This is a genomic window from Tepidiphilus olei (genome assembly GCF_006980705.1).
GTDB lineage: Bacteria > Pseudomonadota > Gammaproteobacteria > Burkholderiales > Rhodocyclaceae > Tepidiphilus > Tepidiphilus olei.
Map to the genome: position 1 here is coordinate 135,536 of NZ_SBHO01000005.1, position 19,491 is coordinate 155,026.

19 protein-coding genes are annotated in these 19,491 nt (G+C 63.5%); 10 read left to right on the plus strand and 9 right to left on the minus strand.

What is annotated here, in order from left to right:
* The first annotated feature begins 23 nt into the window (after window positions 1-23).
* From EPD80_RS07215 to EPD80_RS07235, 5 genes are all read left to right on the plus strand, one after another.
* Window positions 24-1,178, plus strand: a complete 1,155-nt coding sequence (locus EPD80_RS07215) for an exonuclease SbcCD subunit D (protein ID WP_142810687.1) — start codon at window positions 24-26, stop codon at window positions 1,176-1,178.
* The gene (locus tag EPD80_RS07220) at window positions 1,175-4,231 is read left to right on the plus strand and encodes an AAA family ATPase (protein ID WP_142810689.1); all 3,057 of its coding nucleotides are present in this window, start codon (window positions 1,175-1,177) and stop codon (window positions 4,229-4,231) included. Before EPD80_RS07215 ends, EPD80_RS07220 begins: the two co-directional genes overlap by 4 nt.
* Before the next feature lie 451 nt (window positions 4,232-4,682).
* Window positions 4,683-4,892 (plus strand): TA system antitoxin ParD family protein, encoded by a 210-nt coding sequence (locus EPD80_RS07225; protein ID WP_142804689.1) that lies wholly within the window; start codon window positions 4,683-4,685, stop codon window positions 4,890-4,892.
* Window positions 4,892-5,170 (plus strand): type II toxin-antitoxin system RelE/ParE family toxin, encoded by a 279-nt coding sequence (locus tag EPD80_RS07230; RefSeq protein ID WP_142804688.1) that lies wholly within the window; start codon window positions 4,892-4,894, stop codon window positions 5,168-5,170. Before EPD80_RS07225 ends, EPD80_RS07230 begins: the two co-directional genes overlap by 1 nt.
* A gap of 385 nt (window positions 5,171-5,555) precedes the next feature.
* Window positions 5,556-6,014: a hypothetical protein gene (locus tag EPD80_RS07235; RefSeq protein WP_142810691.1), complete on the plus strand. Its 459-nt coding sequence runs from the start codon at window positions 5,556-5,558 to the stop codon at window positions 6,012-6,014.
* Between the two features lie 283 nt (window positions 6,015-6,297).
* On the opposite strand, the gene EPD80_RS07240 is transcribed toward EPD80_RS07235, so the two are convergent.
* From EPD80_RS07240 to EPD80_RS07270, 7 genes are all read right to left on the minus strand, one after another.
* Window positions 6,298-6,594: a CopK family periplasmic copper-binding protein gene (locus EPD80_RS07240; RefSeq protein ID WP_142810693.1), complete on the minus strand. Its 297-nt coding sequence runs from the start codon at window positions 6,592-6,594 to the stop codon at window positions 6,298-6,300.
* 409 nt (window positions 6,595-7,003) lie between these two features.
* Window positions 7,004-9,361, minus strand: coding sequence for a heavy metal translocating P-type ATPase (locus EPD80_RS07245; RefSeq protein ID WP_142810695.1), 2,358 nt, complete (start codon window positions 9,359-9,361; stop codon window positions 7,004-7,006).
* Between the two features lie 4 nt (window positions 9,362-9,365).
* Complete coding sequence (locus tag EPD80_RS07250; protein ID WP_305781985.1) at window positions 9,366-9,530, minus strand: DUF2933 domain-containing protein; 165 nt, start codon at window positions 9,528-9,530, stop codon at window positions 9,366-9,368.
* Window positions 9,531-9,630: 100 nt separating this feature from the next.
* The gene (locus EPD80_RS07255; RefSeq protein WP_142810697.1) at window positions 9,631-10,113 is read right to left on the minus strand and encodes a DUF411 domain-containing protein; all 483 of its coding nucleotides are present in this window, start codon (window positions 10,111-10,113) and stop codon (window positions 9,631-9,633) included.
* Window positions 10,114-10,137: 24 nt separating this feature from the next.
* Window positions 10,138-10,653, minus strand: coding sequence for a cupredoxin domain-containing protein (locus EPD80_RS07260; protein ID WP_142810699.1), 516 nt, complete (start codon window positions 10,651-10,653; stop codon window positions 10,138-10,140).
* A gap of 51 nt (window positions 10,654-10,704) precedes the next feature.
* Window positions 10,705-11,622 (minus strand): copper resistance protein B, encoded by a 918-nt coding sequence (locus EPD80_RS07265; RefSeq protein WP_260677382.1) that lies wholly within the window; start codon window positions 11,620-11,622, stop codon window positions 10,705-10,707.
* A gap of 23 nt (window positions 11,623-11,645) precedes the next feature.
* A complete protein-coding gene (locus EPD80_RS07270) occupies window positions 11,646-13,505 on the minus strand; it encodes a copper resistance system multicopper oxidase (RefSeq protein ID WP_142810704.1) in 1,860 nt (619 codons plus the stop codon).
* 155 nt (window positions 13,506-13,660) lie between these two features.
* Here EPD80_RS07270 and EPD80_RS07275 point away from each other — a divergent pair, with 155 nt between their 5' ends.
* Both EPD80_RS07275 and EPD80_RS07280 read left to right on the plus strand, forming a co-directional pair.
* Window positions 13,661-14,344: a heavy metal response regulator transcription factor gene (locus tag EPD80_RS07275; RefSeq protein WP_142805373.1), complete on the plus strand. Its 684-nt coding sequence runs from the start codon at window positions 13,661-13,663 to the stop codon at window positions 14,342-14,344.
* Window positions 14,345-15,727 carry a heavy metal sensor histidine kinase gene (locus tag EPD80_RS07280; RefSeq protein WP_142805374.1) on the plus strand — a complete coding sequence of 461 codons (1,383 nt, stop codon included), beginning with the start codon at window positions 14,345-14,347 and terminating at the stop codon, window positions 15,725-15,727. It abuts the gene before it with no gap.
* 199 nt (window positions 15,728-15,926) lie between these two features.
* On the opposite strand, the gene EPD80_RS07285 is transcribed toward EPD80_RS07280, so the two are convergent.
* Entirely contained in the window at window positions 15,927-16,316 is a 390-nt protein-coding gene (locus EPD80_RS07285; protein ID WP_082438493.1) for an EAL domain-containing protein, read from the minus strand.
* 255 nt (window positions 16,317-16,571) lie between these two features.
* Window positions 16,572-17,468 (minus strand): cation transporter, encoded by an 897-nt coding sequence (locus EPD80_RS07290; protein ID WP_221928902.1) that lies wholly within the window; start codon window positions 17,466-17,468, stop codon window positions 16,572-16,574.
* A gap of 139 nt (window positions 17,469-17,607) precedes the next feature.
* Between EPD80_RS07290 and cadR the strand changes: the two genes are divergently transcribed.
* The 3 genes from cadR to EPD80_RS07305 all read left to right on the plus strand — a co-directional run bounded on the left by cadR (window position 17,608) and on the right by EPD80_RS07305 (window position 19,465).
* Window positions 17,608-18,027: a Cd(II)/Pb(II)-responsive transcriptional regulator gene (gene cadR, locus EPD80_RS07295; RefSeq protein ID WP_037989410.1), complete on the plus strand. Its 420-nt coding sequence runs from the start codon at window positions 17,608-17,610 to the stop codon at window positions 18,025-18,027.
* 519 nt (window positions 18,028-18,546) lie between these two features.
* Entirely contained in the window at window positions 18,547-18,912 is a 366-nt protein-coding gene (locus EPD80_RS11390; RefSeq protein WP_206673309.1) for a helix-turn-helix transcriptional regulator, read from the plus strand.
* Window positions 18,896-19,465, plus strand: a complete 570-nt coding sequence (locus EPD80_RS07305) for a helix-turn-helix domain-containing protein (RefSeq protein WP_142810708.1) — start codon at window positions 18,896-18,898, stop codon at window positions 19,463-19,465. The genes EPD80_RS11390 and EPD80_RS07305 overlap by 17 nt, the downstream gene beginning before the upstream one ends.
* The last annotated feature ends 26 nt before the right edge of the window (window positions 19,466-19,491 follow it).

Here is a 19,491-nt window from a genome sequence, read left to right on the forward strand (position 1 = left end):
GAATTTCGATGGAATGGATGCACATGAGAATCCTTCACACTGCCGACTGGCACCTCGGCCGCGTCTATCACGGTGTCTCGCTCCTGGAAGATCAGGCGTACGTGCTCGATCAGTTGGTCGGGCTCGTGCGTTCGGAGCGCCCGGACGTGGTGCTGATCGCCGGCGACGTCTACGACCGCTCGATCCCGCCGGCCGAGGCCGTTCGCTTGCTCGACGAGACGCTCACCCGAATCGTGGTGGGGGAACGTACGCCAGTCGTCCTCATCGCTGGCAACCACGACAGCCCCGATCGGCTCGGCTTTGGCGCGCGCCTGCTGGCCGACGCCGGGCTTACGATCCGGGGGCTCGCGGCTGCCGACACATCTCCCGTGGTGCTGCAAGACCGCCATGGGGAGGTCGCATTCCATCCGCTGCCCTATGCCGAGCCTTCCGTGGTGCGCCAGTCTCTGCAGGACGAGTCGATCGCGGATCATCACGCGGCGATGAGGGCCCAGGTCGAACGCATTCGACAGCTCCACGATCCGAGCCGCCGTTCGGTGCTCATCGCTCATGCGTTCGTCCAGGGTGGAACGGAGAGTGAATCGGAACGCCCTCTGTCGGTCGGAGGGACGGGTGCCGTCGGGGCGGAACTCTTCGAGGGATTCCACTTCGTGGCGCTCGGTCACCTGCATCGCCCTCAGAGCTTGGCTGGCGGTCGTATCGACTATGCCGGTTCGCCCTTGAAATATTCCTTTGCCGAGGCTGGTCACGACAAGAGCGTTTCCCTGGTCGAGCTCGACGCTCAGGGCCGAGTACGCATCGAACGCCTGCCGCTCACCCCGCGGCGAGACTTGCGCCTCCTCACGGGCACCCTGGACGAGATCCTTGCTGCCGCTGAGACCGATTCCGCTCGGGACGATTACGTCCTTGCCCGGCTCACGGATACGGGGGCGATCCTCGATGCGATGGGGAAACTGCGCACGGCCTATCCCAATGCGCTCGCCATCGAACGTCCGCGATTTGCGGGAACGGGGGCGGGGCTCGAAGCAGGCACCGATCACCGCAAAGTCGGGCTGGACGAACTCTTCGAGGCTTTCTACCGTGAGATGACGGGCCGCGCACTCGATGAGGAAGCCAAGCGTCTGCTGCACGCCGAGATGACTGCCCTATCCCAACAGGAACGCGAGGTGGCTCCATGAGACCGCTACGTCTGGTCTTGACTGCCTTTGGCCCCTTCGCCCGGCGCGAGGAGATCGACTTCACGTGCCTGCCGCCGGATGCGCTCTTCCTGATCCACGGCCCCACGGGGGCAGGCAAGACCTCGATCCTCGACGGCATCTGCTACGCCCTCTATGGCGAAACCTCTGGCAGTGAGCGCAGCGCCAAGGAGATGCGCAGCCACCATGCGGCGGACGACACGCTCACCGAAGTCGAATTCGAGTTCGCCCTGGGGCGCAAGCGCTATCGCGTCAGGCGCTCGCCCGAGCAGGAACGCGCCGCCCTGCGGGGCAAGAAGGAGCAGCGGGTGAAGATTCCGGCCCGGGCCGAACTCCAGGTGTGGAACGACGAGGGCTGGATGCCCGTCGTCAGTAAGACCACGGAGGTCACGGAACGCATCGTCGCGCTCCTCGGTTTCGAAGCCGACCAATTTCGCCAGGTCATCCTGTTGCCGCAAGGGCAGTTCCGCAAACTCCTGACGGCCGACTCCCGGGAGCGGGAGCAGATCCTGGAGGCGCTCTTTGCCACCGAAACCTGCAAACGTTTGCAGGAACGGCTCAAAGCGGCGGCGAACGCCTTGGAACGGCAGGCCGAGGAAGCCAAGGCCCGGCAGAAGACGTTGCTCGAACAAGCCGGGGTGGAGTCCGAAGAAGCGCTCCGCGCCCGGATCGAGGAAGCGACGGCACAGCGCTCGCTCCTTGCCGGTGAAGAGCGGCATCGCCGCGCCGAAGAGGCGGCGGCTACTGCTGCGCTGGCGGCCGCTGAAGCGCTGGCGCGGCAATTCGAGGAGCGGGACAGCGCCCGTGCCGCCATGGACAAGCTGGCTGCGACTGCCGCTGCGATCGCAACCCGACGCCGCGAGCTGGATGCCGCCTCCCGCGCACAGCTCGTTCTTCCCGCCCATGCGAACTTCGAGGAATCCAGCGCACAACGCCAGCAGCTCGCCGAGCAGTGGGCGCAAGCCGAGCGCGAGGCCGAGGAGAGCGCCCGTCGGCTCGCCGCAGCCGAATCCGGTCTGCAGGAAGAACGCGCGCGGGCGCCCGAACGGGAACGCGCCATCCGCGAGCTCGAACGGCTCGAGGGCTTGCGCGAGGCCGTGCGCACGCTCGACGAGGCGCGGCGGGAAGCGGAGAAGCACGCCCGTTCGGCCGAAGCGGCTGCGACCGAACTCGCACGCCTGCAAGGAGAAGCCAACGCCCTCACCGAAAAACGTGCCCGGCTGCAGCGGGAGATCGAAGACTACGCCCCGCTGGCTAACCGGGTCGAAGCGATGCGGCGCGATCTCGCCCAGCAGGAGCAGTTGCTCCAGTTGCTGCGCAAGCTCGCGCAGGCCAAAGCCGCCCTGTCCGCTCACCGTGCCGAAGAAGCCAAGTACCGCCAAGCCTTGGAGGCCGCGCAGACGGAGCGGCTCGCCGTCCTGGCGCGCAAGGAGGACTTGGAATCGCGCTGGCGCAGTGGCCAAGCCGCCGTACTTGCCCGGCACTTGAGCGAAGGTGCCCCGTGTCCCGTCTGCGGCAGCCTGCAGCATCCTGCCCCGGCGATGGCGGGCGAGGCCGTGCCGAGCGAGGAAGAACTGAATGCGGCCGCCAAGGCCCTGCAGCAGGCCGAAGCCGCCTTGGAATCCGCTCGTGCCGAGCATCAGGCCGTTCTGAATCGGATCGTGGGGGCCGAATCCGCCGTCTCGACCCTGGAATCGAGCCTGCCGCCCGATCCCCCCAGTCTCGAGCAGGTCAATGCACGCCTGGCTGACCTCGAACGTGACCTGGTGAAAGCGCTCGAAGCGGCCAAACGGCTCGATGCAGCCAAGGCCGAGTTCCAAAGCTGCGAGGAGCGTCTCGCCGCGCTTGGTCCCGCGCTGGAACAGGCGCGCAGCCGCACCGAGACCCTCAGGATCCAAGCCGCGACGGCTGCGGCCCAAGTCCGCGAACGCTCCGACCGGGTCCCGGAACCTCTGCGCGACCTCCGCACGCTCGAGCAGGCGATCGACGCTGCCCGCAAGCAAGTGGACACGCTCGCCGACCGGCTCAAAGCGGCCGAGGAGGCGTACCAGCAGGCAAGCGCCGCGCATGCGGCCGCGTGCTCGAAGCGGGAGACGCTCGCCGAAGCGCTCGCCGTCGCCTCGTCGCGCTTCGATCAGTCTTACGCAGCCTTCCTGCGCGCCCTGCAGGAACAAGGATTCGCGGATGAAGCCGCATTCCGCGAGGCCATGCGTTCGCCCGAAGACATTGCCGCTTTGCGCGCCGAGATCCAGTCCTACGACGAATCCGTGGCGGCGGCCAAGGAGCGCCTGCAGCGTGCTGAAGAGCAGGTGGCCGGAAAAACGCCGCCGAATCTCACCGCGCTCAAAACCGCCCAAGAGGAAGCCCGCTGCGCCGTCGAGCACATCGTCGCCCAGCAGAAGGGGCTCGAAGAGCGCATCGGGCAGGACCGCAAGACGTGTGAATTGCTCGCGGCCGTCGGCAAGGAGCTGAGTGAGATCGAGTCGCGCTATGAAGTGATGGGGCACCTCGCCGGCATCGCCAATGGCGACAACGGCAGGAGGCTCACTTTCCAGCGATTCGTGCTCGCGGCCCTGCTCGACGACGTGCTGCGTCAAGCCTCGTTGCGCTTGCGCACCATGAGCCGGGGGCGCTACAGCCTGCAGCGGCGCGAGGACGTGGCCGATGCGCGCAAGGCCTCTGGTCTCGATCTCGAAGTCTTCGACGAATATACCGGTCGAACCCGACCCGCCAGCACGCTCTCGGGGGGCGAAGGATTCATGGCTGCCCTCTCGCTCGCGCTGGGGCTGTCGGACGTCGTGCAGGCCTACGCCGGCGGCATCCAGCTCGACACCCTCTTCATCGACGAAGGGTTTGGCAGCCTCGATCCCGAGTCACTCGACATGGCGATGAAAGCCCTGAGTGAGCTGCGGCAAAAGGGCCGAATGGTAGGCATCATCTCCCACGTCGATGAGCTCAAGCGCCAGATCGAAGTCGGCATCGAGGTGATCCGGGGGAGAAGCGGCAGCCATGTCCAGGTCGGAGCGGTGGGGTGATCGCGGCAGGACTCGGTCCTAACGATTTGCGAAAAGGCTCGCCTGACCGCGGAAGAGATTGACGGCTCGATGGCTAGCGAGCGAGATTGCTTACCGTACCCGAAGACGAAGGGATCGGGCAGGAAAAGATTTGCGCAGTAATTGCTTGATTTCATTGGTGGTTTGGTGGAATCCTGCAACAAATCTATGTAACTCAAATTCTTAGAACATCTGCGAACTCCTACGTGTCAGAGTCCAGTCCTATCTGCCCACAATCCTACCCGTTGAGTCTGGTCGAGGTCATCATTCAGGCACATCGGGCAGGTCGCCAGTTCGATTTCCATTTTCGTGATCCCCTGCGAAATCACGGAACTGAGCATCGAAGAATCCCTGGCGGTCTGATCAATCACATGAAACAGGTTCCATTTTGGTCCATCATGGGCTAGAATAGCGCATTAGTCGGAGGTTCGCTATGGCCGTCAACGTCAAACTGTCCGAAAGCTTGGTCGAAAGTGCCAAGCGCTACGGCACCATCGAGCACCGCTCGGTCCCCAAACAAATCGAATACTGGTCACAGATCGGCAAGATCGCCGCTGAAAACCCCGATCTGCCCTTCAGCGTCATCCGTGACATCCTGATCGCGGACCAGGAAGAGCCGGTGGGTGAGTATCGATTCGGCTGATGCGTATCCTTGTCACCCCGACCTTCGAGCGCACCGTCAAAAGACTGCACAAGCAGCAGAAAGCCGCGCTCGACGAGGCGGTACGTACCATTGCCCGGCAACCCGAAGCGGGTGAAGCCAAAGTCGGCGACCTTGCAGGCGTGAGGGTCTACAAGTTCCGCATGGGCGGCTTGCTCTGCCTCCTGGCCTACCGGGTCCTCGACGAAAATACGCTCAAGCTGCTGATGGTGGGGCCGCACGAAAACTTCTATCGCGACCTCAAGCGGCTGGACGGATGACAGACAATTGGCTAGCGCCTTCTATCTGCGCAGATCTGCTCCAGGCAAGCGTTTTCACCGTGCCTCCCTTCGGTTCAGTCCGATTCCGCTTGGTATGGCACGATCGGCAAACTGTGATGTACACCGCATTGCTCGCAATCTCGCCAAGATGCAAATCCTACAGCGCATCGCTGAGGAAGAAGAAGCCGAACAGCCCGGCAAGCCGTTCAAGTGGCGCACATCTCATGGTCTGCTATCTCGCGGAGAGCCTGTTTGCAGAGAGACGATTGGGCGGAGCTTCGCCGCGCCGTGCTCGCCGATCCTGCTCTTGGAGAGAAAGTCGATCGCGTCTGCCGTGCGTATATTTCCGATCCCTACTCGCAGCGCCATCGTTTCTGGATGAACTATGTCCGAGCGCACCGCGCGTCCTGAACGGGAGCAGGGCTGCCCCGACGGAATCGAGACCTGCGTGGTGCACCGTCTCGTCCGCCAGGGGACGCCCGAGCCGAGCGAAGAAGAATCGCTTCGTCTCGTCGCCGTGCGTATCCTCGAACGCAACGCCCTGCGCGACTACTTCGACTTTGCCACGCTTGCCGTGCGCGCGCTGCAGCCGTTCGATCGGCTCTATCCGCTGAAGAACGGCGAGTCCGCACTCCAGCAATTGCTCGTCCAACTCGCCCACGCTATACCCTACGATGCGCCGGAAAACGATGCGTACTGGCAGAACGTCAAGGCCGCCTGCGCACGCATGGCAGTCGTGCTCTTTGACCGGGTATGCGACACCTACTCAGCGTTCCGCGCGTGTTCGCGGGGTCTGGGGGAAGCGGATAAGAAAAAACCCCAACCGAGCGTAGTTGGGGTTTGAAGATTGGTGGTGCAGACGCGACCGGAATCCAACCCACTCTCTCAACGATTGAGCAATCCCGGGCAATCCTGCGGGTTGTTGTGGACGCAATGGCCTCGGCAATGAACGCCGGTCAGTCAGTGCAGGGCGGACTCTCACCTTGTGCGGCGCCGATTGACCGGTAGCGTCGCAGCCTACCATCGAGTGGTTAGCCCCAGCTATGACCGATGGCCCGCCAGCGCGTGTTGGTCAACGAGTTGGCCCGACATCCGCTGGCGTGCAGTTCACGAATTGAATCGAGTAGTCAACCGCCGGAATGACCCTGACGGAGAAGACCATCGAGTCGAGCGACCTCGTTGCCGTTGGCTGTAATCTTCTGGCCATCGGCCGTTTCGAGCAATTGCCCCTCTTTCAGGTAGACAGCCCGTCCGAACTTGTCTTCCAGCGCCGTCTTGCCGTCCTCGAATACATACAGGGTTCCACCGTCCTTGAGGAGGAACATTTTCTTGGCGCTGGCCGCTGCCGCGTCACCAGCGAACGATGGGGTTACGATGGCGCTCAGCACGGTGGCGGCGACAACAGCGGTAATCCTGGCTTTCATCTCTACACTCCTTTCAATCAAACGTGAAGGCATTTCTGTCAATGCCTTGTGCGACTGCACAGTATGTATTCTGCGAAGCCACCGCTGACGGGAAGATGAGACGGCCGTTACGTATATGTCAGATTCCATTCGGGATGGGATCGGGATTAATCGTGTGCCAATCTCAATGCATTCCTGCTCACCGAGGCGGGGCGCGGACTCATCGCCACATCGGTGCAAGTGCTTATGGCGATGCCGACAGGGCGCCAAGTGCGGTATCGGTGTGAGGCGGCTCAGGTGCCGTGGTCGAGAGCATTCCAGGCCTCGATAGGGATCAGGTGTCCAACGTCGGGTGGCAACCGATACGACAGACCCAGCGATCTGGGAGTGCAACCAGCACCCACCACGGCACGCGGGACGATCCTCGTGTTCAGACAAGACGGACGCCGCGCAAACGCAGCGCATTGCCGATCACCGATGCGGAGCTGAGACTCATCGCCAGGGCGGCGATCAACGGTGAAAGCAGCCAACCGGTGAGCGGATACAGCACGCCGGCCGCAATGGGAATGCCCAGTGCGTTGTAGAGAAAGGCGAACATCAGGTTCTGCTTCATGTTGCGGACCGTGGCCACTGACAAGGCGCGCGCCACCGCAATACCGCGCAGGTCACCCTTGACGAGCGTGATCTGTGCGCTGTTCATCGCCACGTCGGTGCCGGTGCCCATGGCGATACCGACGTCGGCCTTTGCCAAGGCCGGGGCATCATTGATGCCGTCACCAGCCATCGCAACGATACGCCCCTCGCGCTGCAGCCGCTCCACCAGTTGCAGTTTGTCGGCGGGCTTGAGCTCGCCATACACCTCATCGATGCCCAAGCGCGCCGCCACGGCCTTGGCCGTGGTCAGACCGTCGCCCGTGGCCATGACGACGCGCAAGCCCTCCGCGCGCAGCGACGCCAGCGCTTGCGGTGTGGTCTTCTTCACCGGGTCGGCGACGGCCAGGACTGCGGCGAGCACGCCATCGACGGCCAGATACATCACGCTGGCACCCTCACCGCGCAGCGCCTCCGCCCGCTCGGCCAATGGCCGCACGTCCACACCGAGCTGTTCCATCAGCGCGGTGTTGCCCAGTGCCACGGCATGTCCATCGACGCGCCCGCGCACGCCGATGCCTGAGTGCGAGTCGAACTCCTCGGCGCGTGAGAGCACCAGGCCCTGCTCGCGCGCGGCCGTGACGATGGCTTTCGCCAGCGGGTGCTCGCTGCCCTGGTCGAGGCTGGCAGCCAGTCGCAAGGCTTCGCCGGCGGTGAAGCCTTCGGCTGCGATCGTCGTCTGATAGCGCGGCCGGCCCTCGGTCAATGTGCCGGTCTTGTCGACGATCAGGGTATCGACCTGGCGCATTTTCTCGATCGCGGCGGCATCGCGAAACAGCACCCCCTGCGTAGCCCCTCGCCCGGTCGCCACCATGATCGACATGGGCGTGGCCAAGCCCAGCGCGCAGGGGCAGGCGATGATCAGCACAGACACGGCGTTGATGAGGCCAAAAACCCAACGCGGTTCCGGCCCGAACAGGCCCCAGGCAAAAAAGGTCAGCACGGCGATGGACACCGTCGCGACCACGAAATAGCCCGCCACGACATCGGCCATGCGCTGCATCGGCGCCTTGGACCGCTGCGCCTGCGCCACCATCTGCACAATCTGGGACAGCATGGTCGCCGAGCCGACACGTTCGGCGACCATGACGAGCGCGCCACTGGTATTGAGCGTCCCACCGATGACCTTGTCGCCCACCCGCTTGGTCACGGGCAGGGACTCCCCCGTCAGCATCGATTCGTCCACAGCGCTGCTGCCCTCGATTACCGTACCATCTACCGGAACCTTTTCGCCGGGTCGAATGCGCAGCCGATCGCCGACATGGATGTGCGTCAGGGGCACGTCCTCTTCCGTGCCATCGTCGCGAAGGCGCCGGGCGGTCTTGGGGGCCAGTCCGAGCAAGGACTTGATGGCGGCCGAGGTCTGCGAACGCGCCTTGAGTTCCAGTATCTGCCCCAGCAGGGTCAGGGAAATGATCACCGCCGCCGCCTCGAAGTACACCGCGACCCGTCCCATGGACACGAACGAGTCCGGGAACAGTTGTGGGGCCACGGTCGCCGCCACGCTGTAGACGAACGCCGCCCCGGTGCCCAGCGCGATCAGGGTCCACATGTTCGGGCTGCGATGGACCACGGACTGCCAGCCGCGCACGAAGAACGGCCAGCCCGCCCACAGGACGATGGGCAGGGACAAAACGAGTTCGATCCAGGTCTGTGTGCGCGCCTCGAACCAATGCAACTGGTGGCCGAACATGGCAAGCACAGTGACCATGACGGTCAGCGGCAGGGTGCACCAGAAGCGGCGCTGGAAATCGCGCAGCTCGGGACTCTCTTCTCCTTCGAGATCGGGCAGCACCGGCTCCAGCGCCATGCCGCACTTCGGACAATGACCGGGGTGATCCTGCCGGATCTCGGGGTGCATGGGGCAGGTGTAGATGGTTCCTGCGGCCAGCGCCGGCGCTTCGACAGGCGAAGGCGCGTGGCCGCTGTGGGCATAGCGCGCCGGTTCGGCGACGAACTTCGCCCGGCACCGGGCGCTGCAGAAATAAAAGCGCCGGCCTGCGTGTTCGACGTGGTGCTCGGACTGCGCGGTCACGTCCATGCCGCAGACAGGGTCCTTCAGACCTTCGGCCCGCTGCTGTGCGCTCGGGTGGTCGTGGGTGTGTCGGCGGTGGTCGTGCGCAGATCGCAGGTCCATGGCTTCAGGCCTCTTTGTCGGGGCGGTTGTCGGGCAGTGCGCCATGCCTGCCGTGGCCATGCAGCAGGTGCATCAGCGGGCACGCTAGCAGCAACAGGTACACCCAATTGCCTGCGACATGGCTCCAGTGCTCGCGCAGCAGGTAGAAGCCGCCGATGAGGGCCACCATCAGCAACGCGATCCTGACACGCCGGCTCAGGCCGGACGAGCCACGCGTGTCGGGGTGGTGATCATGATGCGTCGCGCTCATCGCCGGGTGAGGGGTTTCTTCATGGATGGGAACTGAACACTTGTGCCGACCCGTCTTTCCCAACCAGCAAGACCTGGTAGGCATCACGTCGGCCGCCATACACCGGCCCGTCCATGCCGGGTGAACCAATGGGCATGCCCGGCACCGCCAAGCCCAGGGCTTGGGGCTTTTCCTTGAGCAGCCGCTGGATGTCCGTGGCGGGTACGTGGCCTTCGATCACATAGCCCTGGATCAGGGCCGTATGGCAGGAACCGAATTTCTGCGGCATCCCGAGGCGAGTGCGGGCTGCGCTGTTGCCCTGGTCGACGGCACTCACGCGGAATCCGCTTTTCTCCAGGTGGGCAATCCAGTCCTTGCAACACCCACAGTTCGGGTCCTTCCACACCTGCACGGCAAGCGTCTGCGGTGCGGCGGCTGGTGCCAGGGAGGGAAGACTCAGCGCAAGCACCGCCAGCAGCAGCCTGCGCCGCTGGGGGAACGGTTGATCAACGGTTTGGTGCATGATAAGGACTCCCGGTGACGCTGCTTATTCGACGACGATCTTGCCCACCATGCCCGCTTCCATATGGCCGGGGAGGAGGCAGGCGAAGTCCACCGTACCGGGCCGATCGAACTGCCAAACCAGCCCGCCGCGCTGGCCAGGCTGGAGCGTCACCATGTTCGGCTCGGCATGCTGCATCTGGGGCATCTTGCGCATCATCTCGGCGTGCGCCTTGAGTTCCTTCATTGAGCCGATCACCATTTCGTGCGGCACCTTGCCCGTGTTCTTGACGAAAAAGCGGATGGTCTCGCCCTTCTTGACCGCGATGTTCGCCGGCGTGAACCGCATCGTGTCGTCCATGACCACCTCGATGGTGCGGTCGACCTTGGCGGGATCGCCTGGCTTGCCGACGTTGGAGTGTGATGCGCCACCGTGCATCGAACCGTGCATGCCTTGCATGTCGTGCCCGGCCATGCCATGGCCGCCCTGATGATTGCCGGCGGCCAGCGCCAACACAGGCAACGCGCTCAGCGCCAAAACGCTCAAGGTTTTCTTCATCATCGGTTTCTCCTTAGGGTTGGTGAATAAGATCGGAGTTGCGCGTGGCGGCTTCTAGAACCACAGCCGCACACCCGCCACATAACGCGTTTCCCGGGTACGCTGTCCTTCGGCGCGCGCAAAATCCGCGGTCTGTCCAAACTTGCCCGCCCATTCGACGCCGACGTAGGGCGCGAACTGGCGCGAGAATTCGTAACGCAGGCGCAGCCCTATGGTGGCATCGGCCAGCCCGCTGCCCAGGCCACGCGCTTCATCGCGCCGGCCATACAGATTGACTTCCATGCGGGGCTGCAGAATCAGGCGCTGGGTGAGCAGGAGTTCGTACTCGCCCGACAGGCGCAGTGCCGTGCGTCCCGAGCTGCCGACGTAGGCGGTGGCATCGACGTCGAACCAGTACGGGGCGAGCCCTTGGATGCCCACAGCGAGCCAAGTCCGGTCAGGCCCCGTGCCGCTGTCCAGCCGCACCCCGAGTTGGGTGTCCCAGTACGAGGCGATCGCATGGCCCCACAGGACCTCCGTGCGTGCCTCCTCCAGTTTGCCTTTGGCGACGTCACCCTCGGCCTTGAGGACCAGGCGGTCGTAGGTGCCGCCGAACCAGGCTTGCGCCTCATAGGCGGTGGCGTTGCCGTCCTTCGTGTCGACGCGCTCCAGGCGATCGAGGAGCACGCTGCCAAACGCATGTTCATCGGACAGCCGCAGTTGCCGTGGCCCAGGAAATGCGTACGGGCCCGACTCCAAGGTCAAGCCATTGGCATACGCGTGCGGATCGCGGGCATCGGCGGGGGCGGGGCCGCCTTGCATGCGCATGCTGCCGTGGTCCATGGTGGCGCTCGCGGGCGATTCGGCTCGCGTTGGGGCTGGAGCCGTGCCCGGGTGCCCGGCATGGCCGCCGCCTTCCATCGGTGTTTGTGCCCAGACGGGTGCCGCACCGAGCAACACCATCGCCGCAGTGAAGAGAGAACGGGGTTTCATCGAGAATCGTCCTTGGATGAGTTTCATGACACGACCACCACGCGGAACATGCCCATGTCCATGTGCAACATCAGGTGGCAGTGCCAGGCCCAGCGACCCAGGGCGTCGGCGGTCACGAGGAAGCTGACGCGCTGCGCGGGTTGAACCGGGATGGTGTGGCGACGCACCAGGAACTGCCCGTCGGGCGTTTCCACCTCGCTCCACATCCCGTGCAAATGCATCGGGTGCGTCATCATCGTGTCGTTGTGCAGGATGACGCGCACCCGCTCGCCGTACTTCAGGTGCACCGGCGTGCTCTTGCCGAACTCGAGGCCGTCGAGCGACCAGGTATAGCGCTCCATGTTGCCGGTGAGGTGCAGCTCGATCTCGCGCTCGGCCCCGCGTGGGTCGAGAGGACCACCGATCGTCCTGAGATCCGCCAGCGTCAGCACGCGCCGGCCGTTGTTGCGCAGGCCAATGCCCGGATCGTCGAGATTGGTCCGCGGCATGTCCACACGCATATCCGTGCTCGGGCCGTATTCCGTGCGGGCATGACGGACCGTGGCGCTGGGCTTGGCCAACGCGCCGCCAGCCATGCCATGCATCGCGTGCTGACCATGGCCCATCGCCATCGCGCCATGGTTCATGCCGGACATGTCGTGCTTCATGCCAGACATGTCGTGGCCCATCGCCGCGTGGTCCATCGCGCCCATGGCCGAGCCGCCATGCCCCATCGCGCCGTGATCCATCGCGCCCATCATGTCGGCCATGGTGAGCCATTCGACGGGATCGAGCGCAGGCACGGCGGCGTTCAAGCCCTCGCGCACCGCGAGCGTGCCGCGGGCAAAGCCCGTTCGATCCATCGATTGCGCGAAGATCGTGTAGGCGTCCTCCTGGGGCGTGACGATCACGTCGTAGGTCTCGCCCGGCCCGAAGCGGAACTCATCGACGGTGACGGGCTCGACGTTCTGCCCGTCGCTTTGCACCACTGTCATCTTGAGCCCGGGGATGCGCACGTCATAGAAGGTGTTGGCCGCGCCATTGATGAAGCGCAGACGCACCCGCTCACCCGGCCGAAACAGGCCGGTCCAATTGCCGGCAGGGGTGACGCCGTTCATCAGGTAGGTCAATGTCGCCCCCGAGAGATCGGCCAGGTCGGTCGGGTTCATCCGCATCTGGTTCCACATCGCACGCTTGTCGAGTGCACGAGAAAGCCCCATCTCGGCCACGTCACGGAAAAAATCGATCGCCGTCGGCTGATTGAAGTTGTAGTAGTCGCTTTGCGCCTTGAGCTTGGCGAGCACCCGCATGGGGTCTTCGTCGGTCCAGTCGGACAGCAGCACGACATGGTCGCGGTCGGCGCGGATGGGGTCTGCCTCACGCGGCTCGACGATCAAGGCCCCGTACATGCCGGTCTGCTCCTGCATGCCGGAGTGCGAGTGATACCAGTAGGTGCCGGTTTGTTCGAGGCGAAACTGGTAGGTGAAGGTTTCGCCAGGGGCGATGCCCGGGAAACTGACCCCAGGCACCCCGTCCATCTGGTAGGGCAGGATGATCCCGTGCCAGTGGATCGAGGTGGCCTCGCGCAGGCGGTTGGTGACGCGGATGGTGACCGTGTCGCCCTCCCGCAGTTTGAGCGTTGGCGCCGGGATGGAGCCATTGATGGTGGTCGCCATCCGTGGCTTACCGGTGAAATTGACCGGCGATTCGCCGACCACCAGGTCGATGTTCGTGCCGCTGAGCACGGGCGCTGCACCCGTGCGCGTGTCGGACAGCCCCTGCGCCGCAGCACGCAGCCAGGGTGACAGGCCGATCATGACGCCGCCAGCGACCAAGCCGCGCACGAAACGCCGCCGAGCGGGCACCAACGGCAACGGTGAATGAAACGGTCTCAAGGGTGGCATGGGCTCCTCGCAATGAATTGCTGATTTCGTGGATGACATGCTAGAGGGCCACCCCTGTTAGGAAGCTGTCTGTCAGATTACATTTTTGTTATCATCGTGTCAGGTGCGCCCAAAATCGTCACACTAGCGGCTATTCGATATGGCGGAGCACCCTCATGAAAATACTGATCGTCGAAGATGAACCCAAAACGGGCGAGTACCTGCGTCAAGGCTTGAGCGAAGCGGGTTTCGTGGTCGATCTGGCGCAGGACGGCACGGATGGCCTGCACCTGGCCTTGCAGGGCGAATACGACCTGGTGATTTTGGATGTGATGTTGCCCGGCCTCGACGGCTGGCAGGTACTCCAGTCCTTGCGCCGTCGCGGCCTGCAGATGCCAGTGCTGTTCCTGACTGCACGCGATCAGGTGGAAGACCGCGTCAAAGGCCTTGAGCTCGGAGCGGACGACTATCTGGTCAAGCCTTTCTCCTTTGCCGAATTGCTGGCCCGCGTGCGCACGATCCTGCGCCGGGGGCGCAGTGGCAACGAGAGCACCGTGCTGCGCGTGGCCGACCTCGAACTGGACCTGCTGCGCCGACGCGTGTCACGCGGCGGCCGGCGGATCAGTCTGACGGCCAAAGAGTTCGGCTTGCTGGAACTGCTGATGCGCCGTCATGGCGAGGTCCTGCCCCGCTCGCTGATCGCCTCGCAGGTCTGGGACATGAATTTCGACAGCGACACCAATGTGATCGAGGTGGCCATCCGGCGCTTGCGCGCGAAGATCGATGATGGGCATGAGGTCAAGCTGATCCACACCGTACGTGGCATGGGTTACGTATTGGAAGCGCCGGAGGAGCACTGAATGTTTCGCTCCCTGTCACTGACGACCCGGCTCACCCTCTTCTTTACGTTGGCGGCGTCGGCCGTCGTGTTTGGATTGGCCTTGTTGGTCATCGCTGCATCCGAGCGGCATTTCATCGAACTGGATCACATGGCGCTGCAGGACAAGCAGCACCTGATCGAGAATATTTTGGCGCGATCCAATTCGGCCGAGGACGCCAAGTGGCTGCTGCGTGAGGCATTGAGCCACCATCACGGGCTGTACGTCAGCGTCCATGATTCGAAAGGTGAAACGCTCTTCCAGTCCGAAGGATTTCGCCTCCCGCGCGAACTGTCACCGGCGGATGAAGGCAACGGCAACGACGCGCTGAAGCATTGGGCCGACGAAGGGCGAGCGTTTCGCGGAATGCGTTTCCAGGCTGTTCCCGCCTATGACGCGACGACGCGGCTGGACATCCTTGTTGCCATGGACACGGCACATCACACACGGTTCATGCTGGAGTTGCGGCGCACCCTGATGACCTATGCCGTCGTGACGATCGTCATCTGTGGCTTGCTGAGCTGGTTTGCCGCGTACAAGGGGCTGGCGCCATTGCGTGCCATGAAATCCAGAGCCACCACGCTCACGAGCCAGCGGCTGCACCAGCGCATGCCCGTCGAGGCGGTACCCATCGAAATGGCCGATCTGGCTCACGAACTCAACAAGATGCTGGACCGGCTGGAAGACGCGTTCACGCGACTGTCGGAGTTCTCGTCGAATCTGGCGCATGAGCTGCGCACCCCCCTGAGCAACCTGCTGACCCAGACCCAGGTCGCGTTGGCTACCCGGCGCGATGCCGATGCCTACCGGGAGATCCTGGCTTCCAATGCCGAGGAACTGCAGCGTCTGGGCCGCATGGTGTCCGATATGCTGTTCCTGGCCAAGGCCGAACGCGGGATGATGCTGCCGAACCGGGAACGTTTCTCGGCAGCCGAAGAAACGTACGCCCTGATCGAGTTCTATGAGGCGGTCGCCGATGAGAAGGGCGTCAGACTGGCTCAGCGTGGTGAGGGTGAGATAGTCGGCGATCGCTTGATGTTCCGCCGTGCCCTGAGCAATCTGCTTTCGAACGCGCTGCACCACACCCCGCCCCATGGCGAGGTCACGATCGAGATCAGCCAGTCTTCCCAAGCCACCCGGGTGAGCGTCGAGAACACTGGCGAGGACATCGACCCGAAGGTACTGCCGCGCCTGTTCGATCGGTTTTACCGTGCCGACCCGTCGCGGTCACATCCGGAAACCGACGGCGCAGGGCTGGGATTGGCGATTACCCGTGCCATCATGCAAGCCCATGGAGGCTCGGTCAGCGTGACTTCTGCACAGGGCAGAACCCGGTTCTGTCTGGAGTTCCCAGGCGGAACCTGATGAGGTGAAGCAGTTGGGGCGAGCCAGCCCAAGTGCCTTTGGTCTGTGCGCTTTCGCAGAGGCAATGGCCCCGATCGCTGTTGAACCGACCGGGCTGACGGCTCCCGATCACGGATCAGCGTGAACGCTACGAAGAGTTTGAGAGAACTCGAGGGCGTGATCATGCGCCGGGGCCCGGTGCCATGGAGCGGCTTTGCCGTCATGTACCGAGGTGGCCTTGCTCTTGGCGATCCACGTCCTGACCGAGATCATGACTCGGACATGCGCTTTGCAACCACCTGCGCGCGAAAACCTCGGCCGGCTCCGGACGGGCGAAGTAATACCCCTGTGCTTCGTCGCAACCCAATGCCAGCAAGTGTTCCGCCTGCGCTGCCTCTTCCACACCTTCGGCCAGGGTCTTGAGGCCGAGGCTCTTCGCCATGGCAACGATGGCGGACACAATGGCGAGATCGTTGCGATCGGTCAGCATGTCCCGCACGAACGAGATGTCGATCTTCAGTTTATGAACGGGAAATCGCTTGAGGTAAGCCAGTGAGGAATACCCGGTGCCGAAATCATCGATGGACAGCGCAAACCCGGCCGAGGTCAGGGCGCGCGTGACCCTCCATCACCGAGATCGCGGCAGCCGAGAGCATTGACCGGGGGCATGCAAGTCGGATCGCGCAACTGACCCGGCTTGCACCTGACATCGTCGAGGCGTGCGTGGTGGAAAAGGCAGTCGGGCTTGTGCTGGAGCGCCTGATCCGGCGAGCCTTGCCATTGGATTGGGCAGCGCAGCGTGAAATTCCAGGGCGGGAATTCAGTCGTTGATATTGCCGGGGCGGCATGTCCCGCGCTCGCTGCTTCAGGCACCGAGGCGCAGGATGCGCCGCGCACCGTTCAATACCAGCAGCGCGATGAGCGAGCCAATCACCAAATCGGGGTAACGCGATCCTGTCCAGGCGACCAACGCCCCGGCCGCGATCACCCCCAGGTTTGCCAGCACGTCGTTCGTGGAGAAAATCCAGCTTGCCTTCATGTGAGCGCCGCCTTTTCGATGACTGGAGATCAGGACAAGGCAGGTAACGTTTGCAATGAGCGCAACGAGCGCGATCCCCATCATGAGCGGTGGCTCGGGCTCGCTACCAAAGACGAAGCGGCGCAGCACCTCGGACATTGCGCCGAGCGCGAGCAACAGTTGCAGCCAGCCTGACAGCCGCGCCGCCTTCAGCTGGTGCTCGGTAGGACGGCCGACGGCGTAGAGCGCGAGCCCGTAGACGGCGGCATCTGCGAACATGTCCAGTGAGTCAGCCATGAGCCCTGTGGACTGCGCAATCCACCCGATCGTCACTTCGACGACAAACATGGCGGCGTTGATGGCAAGCAACCATTTGAGAGCGCGAGACTCTTGCTCGGAGGACGGCTGGCTGTCGCTTTGCCCATCGACAGTGTGCGGGCCATTCGATTCAGTTGACGCAATGAGACGGGCGCCCAAGCCGAGACTTTCAAGCTTGCTTGCAATGGGTTCGACGGGGCCGTCGTGAAAAACACGCAACTCGCGCTTGCCAAGATCGAACTCGAGTGCGGCCAGCCCGCTCGTATTCTCGAGCGCGAGCCGGATCATGCGCTCCTCCGAAGGGCAGTCCATCTTCGGCACCGAGAACAGACTCATCCTTCCCGTCCCGGTCGGCGTGGCACCCGTCATGGACTCCGCCTTCCGCTCGGACGCACATCCGCAGGATTTCTGGCATTCATCAGTCATAGTCATTGGTCCTTGATTCTTCTCGTTCCTGATCCGGCGAGGCTCTTGCAGAAACCAGCAAGCATCCGGAGGGTATTTTGAGATTTAACACTCTATAGCTACTATAGAGTCAAGTCGATGATAAAAAGGGGTTGCAGCTATGCAGATCGGAGCGCTTGCCCGGCAAACCGGGTGTCCGATTCAAACGATTCGCTTTTATGAGCAGGAAGGACTCCTGCCGCCCCCGTCCCGGAGCGCGGGCAATTTCCGCTTATATGGCGACGCGCACGTCGAACGCTTGCTTTTCATTCGCCGCTGTCGTTCGCTGGACATGACGCTCGACGAGATTCGTGTGCTGTTGCGCCTCAAGAACGTGCCAACCCAAGATTGCAGTGAGGTCAACCGTGTTCTTGAGGCACACATCGAGCAGGTCGCGGTGCGTATCCAGGAACTGAGCGCACTTGAGCAGCAGCTCAGATCCTTGAGGGAAATGTGTTCCGAAGGCAGAAGCGCCGAACAGTGCGGCATCCTGTGCGAACTGTCTCAACCAGTATCTGCCGCCGAGCTCGCCGTACCTTGATGCAAGACGAGGTGAGCAGTGCAGATTCGGTAACCAACGGCCGACCAATTCACAATCGCAACCCGGAAGCCGGAAACCCGCGCCAGTGCTGGCTCTGGCTCGGTGAACGCTCACGAGCCCAGCAGAGAAAAACGGCAGCAGAGAGGCGAGAAGTACTCCGAAACGGCGTCGTTTGGCGGTGCAGCGCTCACGAGGCAACGGGCCGGAACCGCGCCAACACTGGCGCTCAGGGCAAAAAAATCCCAACCGATAAGGGTTGGGATTTTGGGTTTTGGTGGTGGAAGGCTAACGAAAAGGAAGCCCACCATGTCCGGGTATTGAGGGACCCTCGACGACGCGCGGCGGTATTGCAATCAATTCGAGGCGAGTAGGCGCCCCGCTGATTCACCCGGGTTCCCTCGACCTCCCCGATCGGCGTCCCTGGACCTGCCCGCACACGGCCGCACCCGCCATGTCGCCTTGGCTGGTTGCGCGAACAGCGCCGTAATGGTCTGCCGCAGCGCGAATGGAGCACAGACCATGTCGAACGACCACGCCTTCACCGAAACCGAGCTGGCGCAGCGCTGGAACATCAGCGTCAAGACACTCCAACGCTGGCGCAGCGAGAGTCGCGGGCCGCGGTATTACAAGCTGTCCAAGGCCGTTCGCTACGCGCTCGAAGACGTCCTCGCCTACGAAGACGCGCAGCGACAAGGCATGCCGATCGGTGCCGACCCACCCGTCGCTCCGAGCCCTCCACCCATCGAGCCACCTGCACCCACGCCGGCCGTCGTGGAACCCAAGCGATATACGCTTCGTGAGGCTTTCGATCTCGTGTGCCGGCACGGCAGTTTGGAGGCGGCGGAGGCCAGCATGCGGGAGGTGAGCAATGATCTCCAGCGCTGACCTCAACAGAGCCCGGGAGGCCGATGCGCGAGAACAGGAACTGCGTCGCGGCCCCCGCTCCCAACTGCCCAAGATTCGCTACCCGGTGCTGAGTGAGCTTCAGCTTGCGGCGAGGTGGAACGTCACACCCAACACGCTGCAGCGCTGGTGCGCGGAAGGGATCGGACCGCCCTCTTGGCGGATCGGCAAGCAGCCCCGCTATCTGGAGTCGGAGGTCGATGCTTTCGAGCGCAAGGCCCAAGTGGCGCGCAAAGCGGTCGCCGGCAGCGCGTTGTCCCGATCATCGCCGACGGCGCTGAAAGAGGCCATCGAATGGTCGGCCGCGTTCTGGCCGCCCGCAGGTGAGCGCATCCTGCTCGACTGCCATGAGGTCAGCAGCATCACCGGGCTGCCCACGTACTGGCTCGCCGAGCGGAGCGAGCGCAGCCGGCTCAGCGTCCCGCACTACGTGCTCGGCGGCAAGGTCATCCGCTTTTGCATCGAGCAGATCTTTCGATGGGAGCTCGACCACCTGGTGCCGCGTGGCAGCAACGACCTGCCGAGTAACCTGTGAGGGTCTTCGGGCGACAATGCGTTTGC

Coding starts and splice junctions, on each gene's coding strand:
- EPD80_RS07215 (WP_142810687.1), top strand. CDS start 24: ATGAGAATCCTTCACACTGCCGACTGGCACCTCGGCCGCGTCTATCAC.
- EPD80_RS07220 (WP_142810689.1), top strand. CDS start 1,175: ATGAGACCGCTACGTCTGGTCTTGACTGCCTTTGGCCCCTTCGCCCGG.
- EPD80_RS07225 (WP_142804689.1), top strand. CDS start 4,683: ATGGCCGTCAACGTCAAACTGTCCGAAAGCTTGGTCGAAAGTGCCAAG.
- EPD80_RS07230 (WP_142804688.1), top strand. CDS start 4,892: ATGCGTATCCTTGTCACCCCGACCTTCGAGCGCACCGTCAAAAGACTG.
- EPD80_RS07235 (WP_142810691.1), top strand. CDS start 5,556: ATGTCCGAGCGCACCGCGCGTCCTGAACGGGAGCAGGGCTGCCCCGAC.
- EPD80_RS07240 (WP_142810693.1), bottom strand. CDS start 6,594: ATGAAAGCCAGGATTACCGCTGTTGTCGCCGCCACCGTGCTGAGCGCC.
- EPD80_RS07245 (WP_142810695.1), bottom strand. CDS start 9,361: ATGGACCTGCGATCTGCGCACGACCACCGCCGACACACCCACGACCAC.
- EPD80_RS07250 (WP_305781985.1), bottom strand. CDS start 9,530: ATGGTGGCCCTCATCGGCGGCTTCTACCTGCTGCGCGAGCACTGGAGC.
- EPD80_RS07255 (WP_142810697.1), bottom strand. CDS start 10,113: ATGCACCAAACCGTTGATCAACCGTTCCCCCAGCGGCGCAGGCTGCTG.
- EPD80_RS07260 (WP_142810699.1), bottom strand. CDS start 10,653: ATGATGAAGAAAACCTTGAGCGTTTTGGCGCTGAGCGCGTTGCCTGTG.
- EPD80_RS07265 (WP_260677382.1), bottom strand. CDS start 11,622: ATGAAACCCCGTTCTCTCTTCACTGCGGCGATGGTGTTGCTCGGTGCG.
- EPD80_RS07270 (WP_142810704.1), bottom strand. CDS start 13,505: ATGCCACCCTTGAGACCGTTTCATTCACCGTTGCCGTTGGTGCCCGCT.
- EPD80_RS07275 (WP_142805373.1), top strand. CDS start 13,661: ATGAAAATACTGATCGTCGAAGATGAACCCAAAACGGGCGAGTACCTG.
- EPD80_RS07280 (WP_142805374.1), top strand. CDS start 14,345: ATGTTTCGCTCCCTGTCACTGACGACCCGGCTCACCCTCTTCTTTACG.
- EPD80_RS07290 (WP_221928902.1), bottom strand. CDS start 17,468: ATGACTGATGAATGCCAGAAATCCTGCGGATGTGCGTCCGAGCGGAAG.
- cadR (WP_037989410.1), top strand. CDS start 17,608: ATGCAGATCGGAGCGCTTGCCCGGCAAACCGGGTGTCCGATTCAAACG.
- EPD80_RS11390 (WP_206673309.1), top strand. CDS start 18,547: ATGTCGAACGACCACGCCTTCACCGAAACCGAGCTGGCGCAGCGCTGG.
- EPD80_RS07305 (WP_142810708.1), top strand. CDS start 18,896: ATGATCTCCAGCGCTGACCTCAACAGAGCCCGGGAGGCCGATGCGCGA.